Below are 16060 nucleotides of genomic sequence, written 5' to 3'. Positions count from 1 at the left end.
GGTAATAATATGAAAAAGATCATAAAATATACTTTAGCTACTCTGTCAGCAGTTGCTATTTTATCTTCTTGTACAGATGGCTTTGATAAGATGAATACATCTCCTTTTGGAGTTACAGATAATGAATTGACCCAAGACAATAATATTATAGGGATGCACTTCCCTCGTATTCAACAGTCAATCTATTTTAATTACGGAGGTTGGGGTTATCAATATCAAACCTTTCAAAATCTGAGTGCAGATATATGGGGAGGTTATATGGCTACCCCAAGTAATTTTAAGGGAGGTATCAATAATCAAACCTACTTCCTGAATAATGACTGGAATGATTCTTTTTGGTCTTTAACCTACAGTGGGGTTATGGTCAACCAATTAAAGGTGAGCGAGAAATGTAAAGACCTGGGATATGAAACATATGCTCATTTTGATGCTATTAACACCATACTCAGAGTTTTTGCCATGTCTCGGGTAGTTGACCAATTTGGCCCTGTTATTTATTCCCGGTATGGTGAAAGCATGACAGGAGGTGTATATGATTCAGCGCAAGATGCCTATAAACTTTTCTTCCAGGAACTGGAACAGGCTGTTGGTGTATTGGATGACGCTGCTTCTAAACCGGTTGCCTCTTTTGCTAAGTTCGATATGTGCTATAATGGTAAATTCGACAAATGGGCTAAGTTTGGTAATACATTACGTCTGCGCCTGGCGATGCGTATTGTTAAATATGATGCTGACTGGGCTAAACGCGAAGCTGAGGCAGCCATTAAAGCTCCACAAGGCGTAATGGGCAGTACAGACAGTTATATTATTAGCGGATATAGCTGGAAGCATCCATTATTTACCATCTCTCATGAATATAATGATATATTTATCAGTGCGAATATGCAATCTATTCTGGAAGGATATGATGACCCCAGATTACCGAAATATGGTGTACCCAAAAGTGGAGGTAACGTAGTAGGTGTCCGTACAGGAATACCTAATCTGGATGTATTGGCAGATCAATATAAACCAATTATTTCGAAGATAAACGTTGAGAAAGAACAATCCGGTGTATTATTTCCTGCCGCAGAAGCTTATTTTCTATTAGCAGAAGCAGCCTTAAGAGGCTGGGATGCCGGTGGAAGTGCTCAATCATTCTACGAACAAGGAATCAATGCTTCTTTCTCACAATGGGGTGTATCGGCAGGCGACTATACCAGCAGATCAAACTTACCAGCAGATTGGGTAGATCCAATTCGTGAAGATTTTAATTCTCCGGCTGTAAGCAAAGTTTCTCCAAAATGGGAAGATGCGAAAACAGATGAAGAAAGATTAGAAAAAATCATTACACAAAAGTGGATTGCCGGTTTCCCGGAAGGAGCAAATGCTTGGGCGGAATGGCGTCGTACAGGTTATCCTAAATTGTTCCCGATTCTTCTAAACGAAAGCCAGGGCGAAATACCGACTGAATTAGGTGTACGTCGTCTGACTTTTACAGTAAATGAATTCAATGAGAATCCGACTGGTTATGCCGAAGCGGTTAAGCTGCTCGGAGGTCCTGATACCGGTGCAACTCGTTTATTCTGGGATATAGATAAACCGAATATCTAAAAACAGAAAATATAGGAAGCATCTTATAACAACAGATGCTTCCCCTTTCGCTACTCATTCGTTAACCCAAGTCAGATCGGATATTTATGAAGAAAACTCTTTTTTTATTTTTTTGTACAGGTATAATGCAAGTGACAACGTTCGCTCAAAATAATGTTGTCGCTATTGATTCCATGCTACCCGAACGGGGATTGGCTATTGCCACCCCTTCGGTGTAGAAGGTGGATCTGTTCCTGAAATTTATTGAAGAAGATCTGGCTTCGGCAGATTTTAATCCATTCATTCTACGGATAGATTAGAATTTTGATTACCAAAGCCACCCGGAATTGAAAAGTCCGAATCCTTTGACACTGGCAGATGATGTTCTGAAGATCGTTGCTGTCTGCCGGAAAGAGAGGATCAGGATTGCCCCACAGATTAATCTGTTGGGGCATCAATCCTGGGCAAAAACGACTTATGCCTTATTACGTGAATATTCGCAGTTTGACAAAACAGCTCACGCTTAAAACACTGATGGAAAATATAAACAAATGAATAATTGATAGATATATGAAAAGAATAACAGGAATGATGCTTGCTCTGGCATGTTGTGCCACAGGGGTATTTGCTCAGATTGATGAAAAATTAAAAGAAGATATCCGTAATACAGGATACGTACATAGTCCGCTTCCTTTGGATTATAGTAAATCATATGAGACTTTCGGTATACAGAAAAAGATATTGAAGTCTGACATGCTCTGTGATATGGAGGATATGAGTAAATGGTCGCATAAAGGCATTGGAGGATTTTACCAGACAGACGAAAGAAGTATCACCGGTAAACATAGTCTGAAGTTGGTCGCTCCGACTACCGTGGATGAGTTTCTGGGTTGGGGACTTGGATTCGGTACTTCTATGGCCATGTACGAAGTAGGCGGTCAGAACTGGGAAAAATATAATCGTATTCGTGTACGTGTGTATCCCGAATGTGAAGGGGCGAGAAGCATTTATCTGAACCTGTATGTAGAGAATGACGGAAAGATAAAAGTACCGGATAAATACGGCCGTGAAGGGTATCATGAAATGAATCTGATCAACGGACAATGGAATGATTGCTTTGTTGAAATGACGGAATTGGCTCGCGATAAAGTCACCAAACTATCATTTGCCATTGAAGTATTCGGAAAAGAACGGACGATGGGCGACTCCCTAAAGTTTATGATAGATGCTGTTGAACTGCAAACGATAGAAAACCCGGAAACTGTCAGCGGATGGCAACCGGCGGAGGAGCGGATTATATTCTCGACATCCGGATATCGTGTGGATAGTGATAAATCGGCGATCATACGGGTGAAGAACCATAACGGTAAGTTCCAATTGATCGACTATGCGACCTATCAGACCGTGTATGAGGGAGATATCAAGCCGGCAAAAACAACTATCGGAGCATTCGAAACAATTGATTTCAGTGAATTCAAACGCGAAGGGAAATATCTGCTTCAGGTGGGAGATGTAACTACATACCCGTTTTATATCAACCGGGATCTTTGGGATAACTCGGCCTGGCGTATGTTGAATTTTATGTTTGTAGAACGTTGTGGATATCCTGTTCCGGAGAAACATGGCGTTTGCCATACCGACCTGAACGGGGAGCACAACGGATTGCGTTTTACGGTAAACGGAGGCTGGCACGATGCAGCCGATATGTCACAGCAAACGTTACAGACCGGCGAGATTGCCTATTCGATGTTTGAGATGGCCAATCGGGCAAAAGAGAAAAACAATACCGATCTCCATTTGCGCTTAATGGAAGAGGCACAATGGGGACTCGACTATATCTTGAAAACACGCTTTGGCGACGGCTTCAGGGTGCAGACATGGGGCACCAACCTTTGGACCGACGGATTTATTGATACGAAGGATGATGAAGGTCGTCGTCGTGTCAGAGTACATGACCGGGCATTTGAGAACTTTGTTTTTGCAGGTATTGAGGCATATGCATCTATGACCATTGAAAAAGATCTGATGTTGAAAGAACATCTGCGCAAAGTGGCCAAAGAAGATTTTGCCTTTGCTGAAAAACGATATAATGAGTTTGGTTTTGCCGAACTGTCGCAAGGTGGCGGTGGTGGCGACCATGCCGCAATGGCCTCACAAAGCCAGTATATGGCTAATATCTCCTGGGCGGCAACAATGCTTTATAAATTAACCGGTGAGAAATATTATGCAGACAAAGCGGCTGAAGCGATTAAATACACCATTCAGTGTCAACGCACAGAGCCTCTGAAAGATAAAAATAAAACACGTGGATTCTTCTATCGTGATCTGGAAAAGAAATCGATCGTTCACTATACACATCAATCACGCGATCATTATTATATGATGGCATTGACTTCACTTTGTGAAACACAACCCAACCACCCTGATTATAAGAATTGGGCAAAAGCGATTGAGTTGCACGGTGAATATCTGAAAAACATCATGCAGTATGTACAACCTTACGGAATGATTCCAAGTGGTGTATATCATATTGATGAGGTAAAAGATTCGGCAAACTTCTATGTCGTACAAGTTGGAATCCGCCGGGGTGCTGATGCCGACTATAAGGAACAATTGGAAAATGGAGTCAAATTGGATAATGAACATTATCTGCGTGTATTCCCTGTCTGGTTCTCCTTCAAGGGTAATGCTGCCGTTCATCTGGCTACCGGAAAATCAGCCGCACTTTGCGGAAAATTCCTGAAAGATAAAGAACTGATGAACATTGCCGAACAACAACTCTTCTGGATTGTCGGAAAGAATCCGTTCGGACAATCGTTGATTTGGGGCGAAGGAAGTAATTATATGCAGCAATATACGGCATTGCCCGGTGAAACGGTCGGTGAAATTCCGGTGGGTATGCAGTCGCGTTTCAATGAAGACACCCCTTACTGGCCTCAGTTTAATACGGCGACTTATAAAGAAGTCTGGGGTGGTCCGGTTTCGAAATGGTTCTCACTGATCTCTGAATTTTAAATAAAAATCTAAGTGCGATGAATACAAAAATTACCGATTTTACCCAACGGAATGTAGCCATTGACCTATTACGAGCACTGACAATGTTCGTGATGATCTTTGTCAATGATTTCTGGAAGATACATGATGTTCCACATTGGTTGGAACATGCAACACGGGGTGAAGACTTTATGGGACTGGCAGATGTCGTTTTCCCATGTTTCCTCTTCGTTGTGGGGATGTCTATCCCATTTGCCCTTGAGCGCAGATACAGCAAAGGTTATTCTGCAGAATCAACGATCGGACATATCTTATCCCGTACATTGGCACTGTTGGTGATGGGTGCTTTTATTTCCAATTCGGAAGCGCGATTATTACCGGATGTGTTTTATAAAATAGGCGTTTACTGGATCCTGATGGTCATAGCCTTCATCTGTATCTGGAATCAATATCCACGTACAGATGATCTTAATAAGAAACGGCTGTTTACGATTCTAAAAGTTGTAGGAGTACTGATTCTTTTCTTCCTGGCCATTACATTCCGGGATCCTAAAGGAGGTGTTTTTGCTGCCAGATGGGGGATCTTAGGATCTATTGGCTGGACCTATTTATTATGCGCCTTTATCTATATATTTACACGTGATCGTTTGAAATACCTGATACCGATATGGATTGTTTTTGTGATTATCTGTATACTGGGTTCACGTATGAACGAGACATGGGGCAGTGAAGCCATCCTGTCGCTTCCACGTCCGAATTTTTATAATGAAATGTTGAATATCCTCCATATTGGAAACGGTGCGTTACCCGCTTTCACTATGGGTGGTATTATTCTCTCCCTGATCAGTACAAAGTATGTGCATGTTGAGAATCGCAAAAAAGTAATTTTCACTGTGATTACCGTTACTCTTCTGTTTCTTGCCGGTATTGTTGCGCGTCAGTTCTGGATCTTGTCCAAACTGAGCGCAACACCGACTTGGATATTTTATGTAACAGGCATAACCGTATTGACCTATGCCGTTTTGTATTGGCTGGTAGAGAAAGGTAAAGCCGGATGGTTTAATATCATCAAACCGGCCGGAACAGCCACATTAACGACTTACCTCATGCCTTATGTCGCCTATGGACTGGCAGACCTTACCGGTATTATCCTGCCTGATTGGTTTACGCATGGCTTTATGGGGATTGTCAATTGCCTCTGTTTTGCACTGGTCATTATAGGTGCAACCTGGTTATTAGGAAAGGTGCATATCAAACTTAAAATATAGATTTAAGAATAGGTAGAAGTTTCATGAAGGTGTAGAAAAGAGCTTTCCTCGTGATGAGGAAAGCTCTTTTTTATTACGTGGTTCCAAATTGTTTTACATGTGAAACAAAAATTCATTCGACAATTGTGAAATAATCGTTCGACAATTGTCAAATGATCATTCCATAGTTATAAAACGATCATTCCACAATTGTCAAACGAATCTGTGTTGGTTTTTTTTCGACAGAGTGAACGTTGTTTTTGTAAAAAACAAATTCGCTCGTTAAACTTACTGTTGAAAGAGTTGAGTCGGAGGCATTACGCCTAATTTGCTTGTGTCAGAGCATTGTTTATTCCTCTTTTTCCATCTGTTTTTACGACGACCGGTCGGCTTTTTTGGTAGACGGAGCATTTTATCTCTTTTCTTTTTTTTATCTTCCTTTCACTCCATATCAAATGATATTTATAGATAAATAGTTGTTTATTAAAATTATATCACTACATTTGTTGTCATAAACAGGTTTTATGATTAAACAATAAACAAGAACTCAATTTCGACTATTTTTATGTTATAACACACATTCACTACGATACGTCGGCGAAAATAGACATCACTCATCGCTTTTTCGTCAAGCTGTTTCACACAAAGTCAATACAAAAAAAATAGATATGGAAACAACTATCAATGAAAGAATTAAACTGATTTCCGAAAAGCATTTTAACGGAAATCTTTCTGCGATGTCTCGCGCTGTGTCGGTTAGACAACCTACTTTACGCGACATTGTCGGTGAACGACAAAGTAGTCCCGGCTACGATACCATCCGCAGTATTGTCGACAGTTCGTCATTAGGGATCAATGCCGACTGGTTGATCACAGGCGAAGGAGAGATGTATAAGTCAGGAAATATTCAGCTGATTAATCAACCCCAAACGTCAGAACAGCGGTTGGAGGAACAAGAGGTCGCCTTGTATGATGTAAGCGCTGCTGCAAATCTGAAAGCATTATTCTGTGCTAAAACCCAGCATATTCTGGGAAAAATACGAATTCCGGACATGCCAAAATGCGACGGCGCCATTTATGTCACGGGAGACAGTATGTATCCGTTACTAAAATCGGGTGATATAGTGATCTACAAAGAGATACAAGACTTTCAGAATATTTTCTACGGCGAAATGTATTTATTGGCTATGGAGATTGAAGGCGATGAATATCTGACAGTGAAATATGTCAACAAATCAGAAAAAGAGGGTTCGATCAAGCTGGTAAGCTACAACACACACCATGAACCGATGGATGTATCATTAACAGATATCCAGGCAATGGCACTGGTTAAATTGAGTATACGGAAAAATACAATGAGATGAATCGTTACTTTTTTCAATAATTAATCAGAAAAGGTAAAACAACATCATGAAACTACGAACAGTTTTTCTTTTATTGTTTTTCATGGTTTCATGCGACCAGTTGACAAAAGGACTTATATTAGATCGGTATATGTCTGTCGAATTTGATATACTACCACCACTGCTCCGGTTTTCACCGGTTTTTGACACAACATATGCCTACGATCGTGTACACTACCCTTCTAGTATCTTTGTTGAAAATATGCATATTTTCTTTCCGACAATCTTTATCCTATTATTTATATTCTACCGATTCGCCCATATAATATTTGGAGAATATCGTATTATACATTACGGCTTCCTGTTACTGATGACCGTTTTGATTTGCAATTACATGGATTTAACACTGTGGAAAGGGAATCTACAATATCTTCACCTGTATACTTTTGCGAAATTCAACTTAAAGGATATTTATAGCGTCTGCATTCTTTTATTCGCCGCAAAGTTGGTGTACACGGTTTATCGATTGGACAACAAAGACTAATTGTCATGTAATCTTGAATCGAAGGATTCACTTCTTCAATAAACGGATACCATCTTGCTCTATCGTAATCATTTTTTGTTTATAGAGTAAGCCGATCGCTTGTTTAAAAGCTTTTTTACTGCAACGGAATAAGGAATAGATCAGTTCAGGCTCACTTTTGTCATGAACAGCCAGGTATCCGCCCTGGATTTTTAAGGCATCAAGAATAAGACCACTCACTCCTTCTACTTTAATATAACCCAGTGGAGTCAGACTGATATCGATTTTCTCGTCTTCCCGCACTTCTTTCACATACCCTTTCAACTCCTCCCCTCTTTCCAGTCGCTGAAAAACTTCATTCCGATACACCATGCCCCAATGAAGATTATCGACAATCACCTTATAACCGATTTCAGCTTCACTGACCACCATAATATTTACCTCCTGATTAAAGGTGTAGTCCGGAATGACATTGCTCAAGAATTTTTCAATCCGAGCAGAGGCCATGATACGTCCGGTTATATTGTCGACACGAACATACACCGGATACCAATATCCTTCCTGCATCTCTGTTTTTTGCTCTTTGTATGGAACAAGCAGATCTTTCATAATCCCCCAATCCAAAAAGGCACCGGTATCGTTGACCGATTTCACTTGCATAAACTTAAACTCACCGACAATCGCATGAGGTTTGGCGGTAGTGGCGATCAACCGACCTTCATTATCATGGTAAATGAATACCTCTATTTCATCTCCCGGTTGAAGGTTTTCCGGCACATAGCGTGTTGGCAATAAAATTTCACGTCCGTCACCACTATCCAGATAGACACCAAAATCAACTGTTTTGACGACTGCAAGTTTGTTATATTTTCCTATTTCCATTATCGAATACTTATGGTGCAAACTTACGTATTTATTGATGAAATAAACGACACGCAAATACTTTTTATTTTTCTTCTTATGCAGCAATATATCCATAAATGCATCGTTATAGATGTAGCTTTGTATTTCGTTCCTTAAATCTCATCAGTCATAAACTTAAAAGTCGTATATTTGCGCGTTATTTTGAAGAAAATAAATTTTTTATGAAAATTAAATTATTATCAGCGGTTTTCCTGTTAACCCTTTTCTTAGGTGGGTGTAAAGTGCCACAAGACATCACCTATTTCCAAGGGCTTGACGAACTCAGTCCGGAGCAATTAGCTCTAATGAACAAATCTTATTATTCAAGGGTGGTACCGGATGACCTATTAACCATTACCGTGACTTCATGGGATGCAAATAGTGTTGCTCCCTTTAATCCGCCTGTTTATGTAACAACTATGCCTGGAGAGTCAGAGATTCAGCAATCTCAACAATTACATACATATCTGGTCGACAAGGACGGTTTCATTAACTTCCCGGTCTTAGGAAAAGTGCGTGCGGGAGGATTGACCAAACAGGAACTGACAGAATATCTGCAAACGCATATTTCCGAATATGTCTCTGATGCATTGGTGAATATACAGATTGTCAATTTTAAAGTAACTGTATTAGGCGAAGTGACTAAACCCGGAACGATAGACATCAAAAACGACCGTGTTTCTATCTTAGACGCTTTAGGACAGGCTCAGGATATGACGATCAACGGAAACCGTAAAAATGTATTAGTCATACGTGATGTTGATGGAGAAAAAGAATACGGACGGTTAGATTTAACCCAACCTGATATCTTCGCTTCTCCATTTTATTATCTCACTCAGAACGACGTTGTCTACGTTGAGCCAAACAATGCCAGAAAGAAGAATTCGACTTATAGCCAGGCCGACCAATTTAAGATAACTATTATGTCTAGTGTTCTGGGTGCAGTATCTACAATAACTACTATGGTCATTTTATTGGTTGATAAGTTTAAGAAAGATAGTGGTAGTTAATGAATATTAATTTGATAATACATCAATTTTACAATGAACGAGAATACAGTGTCATCTGAAAATGAAAATATCGGTTTAAAAAAATACATTGTCAGCTACATCCGTCAGTGGAAATTGTTTGTCGGTGTTTTCCTGTTTTCCTTTATCCCTGCTATTTTATATTTAGTATTTATACCGAGTACTTACGAAATAACGGCTCAGGTACAAATCCAGGCTGATGAAGAAGGAGGAATGAGTCTGGGTTTAGGTGAAGCTGCCGGATTGATGAAATCGTTTGGTTTGGGTGGTGGATCTGTCGGAACTGTCAGTATTGAAGATGAAATGACTATTCTGGCTTCCAATCATCTATTAAGAAAGGTGATCGATTCGTTGGAAATGCAGGTACAATATATGAAACCCAATATGTATAACTATAAGTTATATCATAATTCTCCATTTATCCTGACATTTGATGATTCGACCAACAAAAACATTTTTGATGAAATTATTTTCAAGGTAGCTGTTTCAAAGAGTGGGAATCTACAGGTGAACGTTCAATCGGAAGATGATGGGAAAAAGTATTCATTTAATTTCAATTCACTTCCGGCAACCATCTCCTTAGATCAAGGAGATTTTATTTTAAACTATCGTCATCCCGATCAACCGGTGGCCTACTCGAAAATGAAGATCAAAGTGCTTCCTCTTACTTGGGTGGCCGAAGAATTAGCCGAAGAGTTGCAAGTGGATGATGTGAGTAAAACGGCCAATATCATTACGTTAACCATTGAGGACTATGAACGGAAGAGAGGCGTTAATTTCCTAAACACATTAATTGATCTTTATAACAAACAGACGATTTCAGTCAAAAAAGAGCGAGCACAGCAAACACTCGGTTTTGTTGAAGGACGCCTTAATGATGTAATGAGAGAGTTGCATCAGACTGAAATGGAGATAGAGACATACAAGAAAAAAAACAAAATGACCGAACTGGAATATGACATACAGTTGTATACCACTCAGGTAGAGTCTTTGCAGCGAGCAATTATTGAACTGGAAACACAAATTCAGGTAATCAATATGATGGCCGAATTCGTGAAAGACCCCGCCAATAAATACAACCTGGTGCCAACTTTGATTGATCAGGTTGGTGATGGCGGAGCAATTTCACTTTACAATCAGAAGTTAATGGAACGTATGCAGCTCTTGCGATCTTCACAATTACAACAACAAATTTTAACCCAAATAGATGAAAGTTTAGGGCCTTTACGTGAAAATGTATTCCTCTCTATCTCCAATGCACGTGATGGGCTGCGTAACTCAATCAATGAACTGAGGAGACAAGAAAAAGAGATTTTCGATAAAATGGGAAATGTGCCGACAATGGAACGTGAGTTTATTGATTATCGACGTCAACAGGAAGTGTATCAGGGGGTATTTCTCATTTTGCTCCAACGGCGTGAAGATACGGCTTTAACATTGGGCGACTTAAAAGATCGTGCGATCGTGATTGATGATCCATACGTAAAACAAAAAAGAGTTGCTCCGCGCAAATTATATGCAGCTATTGTAATGATGCTTCTCACACTTGTTTTCCCTATCGCTTGGATAGAATCCAAACGTTTATATTTGCAGCTAAAGGAAGAGTATAAGCAGACGAAATAATCATTTGTGGGATGCTATAAGAAATGTCTTCTGTCATTAAATCTATACTAAGAAATAAAATCATTTTATACATAGGTTCACGTTATGTAACTTATGGTATACAGTTTGTAAATTCCATAATCATTGCCGTTGCTTTAGGCCCTTTCTATTTAGGGGTTTGGGGCTTTGTCAATCTGGTCTTACAATATATTGCACAGTTTAACTTCGGAGTCAATTATTCGCTGAATGTTCTATTGGCAATTAATAAAAACGACACCGTTAAAGCTGGATCCTTGTTGTCGACTTCTCTATTTTTGTATACTTTTTTGTGCGGTTTTATTTTACTCGCTGCATTGTGTTTACATCTGTTTGGTATAGACATAGGCAGTAAATATGCATTTGATAAGTATCTCTTGTTTGTGCTGGCAATTGCGATTCTGACACATTTCAACTCCTTATTTGTCAATTATTTCAGAGTATATAACAAACTTGGTGAGATAATTTTTTTTCAATCGATCACTCCCGTTATCACATTGGTCATTCTTTTTTTAGGAAAGGGAGAGTCCTTGTTATATTTGTTGTTATGGGTCATGCTTGGCGGACAGTTGTTTTCTTTCCTTCTGTTTGTGATCAATTCACGAAAACATTTATCGACTCCTGACTATTCTTATATAACGGTGTTGCTGCGTAAGGGATTTTTTCTTTTTATTTACAATGCTTCGTTTTATATGATAATGCTTTCTACACGGTCTGTTGTCAGCGGGTTTTACACAGTAGAGGAATTTGGATTTTTTACGTTCTCTTTCACGTTAGCGAATACGATCATGTTACTGTTCGACTCATTTAATTTTCTGATTTACCCCAAAACAATAAACCGTTTTGGTCATGCTAAGGATTCGAACGAAATAATTCGAATTCTAGATCTAATACGGGTAAACTATATTGTGTCGATTCATTTTGTGATGTATTTGTTTCTTCTGATTTTTCCTTTTATCATCTCCTTATTCCCTCAGTATAATACGATCTTCAAACCTTTTGCATTAATAGCAATGACTACAGTGTTTTACAGCAACTGTTTTGTTTTTTCCAGTTTGCTGACAGCCTATGGAAAAGAGAAAATGTTGAGTTTTATGGCATTGCTTACATTAATACTGAATGTGGTCTTTGCATTGGTTATTGTGTTGCTCGTAAAAGCCGGATATGAATATGTGATACTAGCAACGATGCTTGCGTATGTTATATATAATGTGTTACTATCACGTTACTCGTATCATGTGATCCATAGACCTCAATCTGTAGGTACTTTTGTGAAAGAAAATTTCCCCTATCGGTTATTTATACCCTTTGTTTTGTGCCTTATGATGATTATTTTTGATGCGGCTCAATGGACATACTATTTTCTTTTTTTACTTTTTGTTGTATTGAACAGAAAAGAGTTAGTAAATATCAAGAACGTTTTGGGTAAGATCCTTCGTGATCCATCAATAATTAATATTTAAGATGAAGAAAGAATGTTACATATTTTCCAAACCTCTTCAATATTTCAATATACGAAATACGGATTACAGAAAACGAGACACTCATAAAACGCTTATTGTCTTAGGCTATTTCATTGATGCGAAAACGTTTGCCGAGAAGATCAGGGAGCATGATGACACCTGGGACAAAGTTGTTTTTCTGAAAAACAAATACCAGGAATATCTCTATCTCTTCTTCCATCGATTTGAGAATCTGTTTGTTGAGTATGATTCGACTTTTGTAATGGGTTTATTACACAAGCTTGGGGTATATAAACGCATGTATATTTTTGAAGAAGGATACGGCAGCTACAGACGGGATCGGATAGAAAATCCTAAAGGTCTAAAAAAATGGATCAATAAGTGGACTGGTGTAGGAAGCCATGTCGGGTTTTCTCGTTTTTTAGATGGCCAATATCTTTATTTGCCCGAACTATATAAAGCACAATTTCCCGGCTATGATAAAGAGATCAGAACTTTTGAAAAATTGTTTAATGAACGGGTTCGTGAAGAGTTACCTCTCTTCCAGCATTTATCCGGATGCTATGAAGATTTTTTGTCGCTTAGCCATCAGAAAATAACTATTTATCTGACAACTCATGATTTTAATCGGGAAATTTTAGAAACGATTATAAAAGAGAGTAACCAAGATGAATTATTATATGTAAAACCTCACCCGCATCAACGTGATTTAAGTCTGTTGGAACAATATAACCTGAATGTGATACGTTCCAATATAATGGTGGAATTCTTATTGGTTTTACTCTTGGAAAACGGAAATAAGCTGACTGTTTATCATGAGAATAGTACGGCTGTTATCTGGTTTCAGCATCAGATAAAAGATATAAACATGGGGAAAGAACTCAAAGATTATGATATTGTTGCTTCTTATGTGAAAGAGCATAAACTATAATCTTAGAGATGTTCAAATCAGTAGAAAATGAAATGTATCGCTTAAATTGAATAGAGGAGATGAATACAGAAAAAACAGTTTTCATTATTCAGGCACGACAAGGCTCATCCAGGTTACCAGGGAAAATCTTACTCCCTTTTTATGACAAAAAATCGTTGATGGATCTATTAATCACCAAATTATTAGCTGTTGAAAATGCAGAAATCGTTGTGGCCACTTCTACGGCTAAAGAAAATGATCAGATAGAAAATTTGGCAAAAGGCTACGGAGTCCATATTTTTCGTGGCGAAGAAACAGACGTTATCCAACGGTTTATCGACGCTGCCAGATCTGTTCATGCAAATAGTTTTATACGTGTTTGTTCGGATAACCCTTTTTTGGAATTAGATGCGATAAAAGCATTAGTGAAATTTTCGGCACAACAGGAATGCGACTATGCAAGCTTTAATATAATGGGTAAACCGTCCATCAAAACGCATTATGGCTTTTGGACAGAGTTTGTGACATTGGAGGCATTGGAGAAAGTGGTGAGTTGTACGGATGAAAAACTTTATCACGAACATGTTACTAATTATATTTATGAACATCCGGAGATCTTTAATCTTTGTTGGATTCCGGGACCTTCTGAATTAGAAGGACATGAGCATATTCGATTAACGATTGATACGGAAGAGGATTTTAGAAACGCTCAACAGATCTATGCTGATTTAGTCAAACGTACACCCTATCCGACGATTAATCAGATCGTATCTTATCTGGATACTCATCCGGACTATTACATTTCCATGCAGAAGCAAATAAACAAAAATACAAAATGGTAAAAGAAACATATATCATAGGAGAGATCGGACAGAATCATAATGGCTCGGTAGATATAGCCAAATTGATTGTCGATCTGGTTGCACGTCCGGTGAAAGAGGAGGTCTTTGGCCTTGACCTTAAACCGATGAATGCCATCAAGTTGACAAAAAGAGATTTGAATGAAGAATTGACGAATTCTCAGATGAATCTTCCATATGACAACCCGAACTCTTTTGGGAAAACATATGGTGAACATCGCGCTTTCCTGGAGCTGTCCGACGAAGATCATTTCGAGGTATACAAACATGCCAAATCATTAGGTTTGGAATTTGTAGAGACTTTATGTGCTATAGGTTGTATGTCTTTACTGAAACTATTTACTCCTGATTATTTAAAGGTAGCAAGTCGTGATCTAACAAATATACCTTTATTAGAAGTAATGGCAGAGACTAAGATTCCGATCATTCTATCAACAGGTATGGCCGGAAAGAAAGAGTTAGATGATGCCCTTGCCGTCATCACTAAATACCATTCTGACATCTCTATTTTACATTGTGTTTCACAATACCCGACACAGCCTGATAATTTAAATCTGAAAACTATCCTGTATCTTAAAAAGCATTATGGGCAGTATCGGATCGGTTTTTCTGATCATACAATCGGCATATCCGCACCGATAGTCGCTGTGGGTATGGGAGCCGAGATTATTGAAAAGCATATCACAATAGATCGCCGAATGAAAGGAACCGATCAGGCCGGATCATTGGGTCCTGAGGGGGTGAACAGGATGCTGAGGGACATTCGGGTGACCGAAAGATGGCTGGGAGAAGAAGATCTGTATATTGACAAAAGTATCGCTTCGGCCAAGGTGAAACTAGAGCGTTCTATAGCGACTAAACGTGAGTTAAAAGTTGGAGAAGTCATTACAGAAGAAACGCTTCATTTATTGAGTCCGGGTGACGGATATAAATGGAATGAACGTGCCTCTGTTATCGGTCATAAAGTAAAAGTAACTATACCGGCCAACGAAATAATTTACCCCGAACATCTCTCTTAAAATAAACAACAGATGAAGTTACCTCAACTGATATTAACTGATATTGATGGTGTGTGGACAGATGGTGGAATGTATTACGACCAGACTGGAAACGAATGGAAAAAATTTCACACATATGATAGTGCCGGAGTTATGATGGCTCATAAGCTAAATATACCTGTTGGCATAATCACCGGTGAAAACACGCAGATCGTTGCACGACGGGCGGAAAAACTCAAAATTGATTTTCTCTTTCAAGGGGTCAAAGACAAAGTAGTTGTCGCTCAGCAATTAATCGATAAGTTAGGAATTAGTTTTGAAGATGTGGCCTACATTGGTGACGATCTGAATGATGTCGCGTTACTGAAAAAAGTTGGTATTGCGGGTGTTCCGGAAAATGCCCCTGACTATGTTAAAGTTTATCGGACAATTGAGACGAAAAAAAAAGGCGGAGAAGGTGTTTTTCGTGAATTTGTAGAGGAGATCATCAACCAAACAGTTCAAAATTTTGATTTTTATAGTATATTATTGACCAACCAATAGGTGTAAATTGTGATAATATCGTGAAGCTGAAATCTGAT

14 protein-coding genes are annotated in these 16060 nt (G+C 38.9%); 13 read left to right on the top strand and 1 reads right to left on the bottom strand.

The genetic code is table 11. The annotated features are described in order from the left end of the window. Positions 1 to 9: 9 nt before the first annotated feature. From M2135_RS10345 to M2135_RS10320, 6 genes are all read left to right on the top strand, one after another. Positions 10 to 1593, top strand: a complete 1584-nt coding sequence (locus M2135_RS10345) for a RagB/SusD family nutrient uptake outer membrane protein (protein WP_280748427.1) — start codon at positions 10 to 12, stop codon at positions 1591 to 1593. A gap of 86 nt (positions 1594 to 1679) precedes the next feature. Further along, complete coding sequence (locus M2135_RS10340) at positions 1680 to 1811, top strand: hypothetical protein (protein ID WP_280748426.1); 132 nt, start codon at positions 1680 to 1682, stop codon at positions 1809 to 1811. Positions 1812 to 1919: 108 nt separating this feature from the next. Beyond that, entirely contained in the window at positions 1920 to 2099 is a 180-nt protein-coding gene (locus M2135_RS10335; protein ID WP_280748425.1) for a hypothetical protein, read from the top strand. Positions 2100 to 2142: 43 nt separating this feature from the next. Beyond that, positions 2143 to 4587: a glycoside hydrolase family 9 protein gene (locus M2135_RS10330; RefSeq protein WP_280748424.1), complete on the top strand. Its 2445-nt coding sequence runs from the start codon at positions 2143 to 2145 to the stop codon at positions 4585 to 4587. Positions 4588 to 4604: 17 nt separating this feature from the next. Next, the gene (locus M2135_RS10325; protein ID WP_280748423.1) at positions 4605 to 5834 is read left to right on the top strand and encodes a DUF5009 domain-containing protein; all 1230 of its coding nucleotides are present in this window, start codon (positions 4605 to 4607) and stop codon (positions 5832 to 5834) included. 647 nt (positions 5835 to 6481) lie between these two features. Then, on the top strand, positions 6482 to 7177 hold the full coding sequence (locus M2135_RS10320) for a S24 family peptidase (RefSeq protein WP_280748422.1): 696 nt from the start codon (positions 6482 to 6484) through the stop codon (positions 7175 to 7177). 550 nt (positions 7178 to 7727) lie between these two features. Here M2135_RS10320 and M2135_RS10315 read toward each other — a convergent pair. Further along, entirely contained in the window at positions 7728 to 8564 is an 837-nt protein-coding gene (locus M2135_RS10315; protein ID WP_280748459.1) for a S1-like domain-containing RNA-binding protein, read from the bottom strand. A 200-nt stretch (positions 8565 to 8764) separates the two neighbouring features. On the opposite strand from M2135_RS10315, the gene M2135_RS10310 reads away from it, so the two are divergent. Genes M2135_RS10310 through M2135_RS10280 form a run of 7 tightly spaced genes read left to right on the top strand, consistent with a single transcriptional unit; the run spans position 8765 to position 16022 of the window. After that, on the top strand, positions 8765 to 9592 hold the full coding sequence (locus tag M2135_RS10310; protein ID WP_280748421.1) for a polysaccharide biosynthesis/export family protein: 828 nt from the start codon (positions 8765 to 8767) through the stop codon (positions 9590 to 9592). Between the two features lie 33 nt (positions 9593 to 9625). Further along, positions 9626 to 11233 (top strand): Wzz/FepE/Etk N-terminal domain-containing protein, encoded by a 1608-nt coding sequence (locus M2135_RS10305; RefSeq protein WP_280748420.1) that lies wholly within the window; start codon positions 9626 to 9628, stop codon positions 11231 to 11233. 23 nt (positions 11234 to 11256) lie between these two features. Further along, the gene (locus M2135_RS10300) at positions 11257 to 12711 is read left to right on the top strand and encodes a hypothetical protein (protein WP_280748419.1); all 1455 of its coding nucleotides are present in this window, start codon (positions 11257 to 11259) and stop codon (positions 12709 to 12711) included. 1 nt (position 12712) lies between these two features. Then, positions 12713 to 13642: a hypothetical protein gene (locus M2135_RS10295; protein WP_280748418.1), complete on the top strand. Its 930-nt coding sequence runs from the start codon at positions 12713 to 12715 to the stop codon at positions 13640 to 13642. Between the two features lie 59 nt (positions 13643 to 13701). Continuing rightward, positions 13702 to 14463: a glycosyl transferase family 2 gene (locus M2135_RS10290; RefSeq protein WP_280748417.1), complete on the top strand. Its 762-nt coding sequence runs from the start codon at positions 13702 to 13704 to the stop codon at positions 14461 to 14463. Beyond that, complete coding sequence (locus M2135_RS10285; RefSeq protein WP_280748416.1) at positions 14457 to 15500, top strand: N-acetylneuraminate synthase family protein; 1044 nt, start codon at positions 14457 to 14459, stop codon at positions 15498 to 15500. The genes M2135_RS10290 and M2135_RS10285 overlap by 7 nt, the downstream gene beginning before the upstream one ends. Positions 15501 to 15512: 12 nt before the next feature. After that, entirely contained in the window at positions 15513 to 16022 is a 510-nt protein-coding gene (locus M2135_RS10280; protein ID WP_280748415.1) for an HAD-IIIA family hydrolase, read from the top strand. The last annotated feature ends 38 nt before the right edge of the window (positions 16023 to 16060 follow it).

It is taken from the genome of Parabacteroides sp. PF5-9 (genome assembly GCF_029893105.1).
Classification (GTDB): Bacteria; Bacteroidota; Bacteroidia; order Bacteroidales; family Tannerellaceae; genus JARXWG01.
Note: the sequence above shows the minus strand (reverse complement) of the source record. Positions and strands in the feature narration are given on the sequence as shown.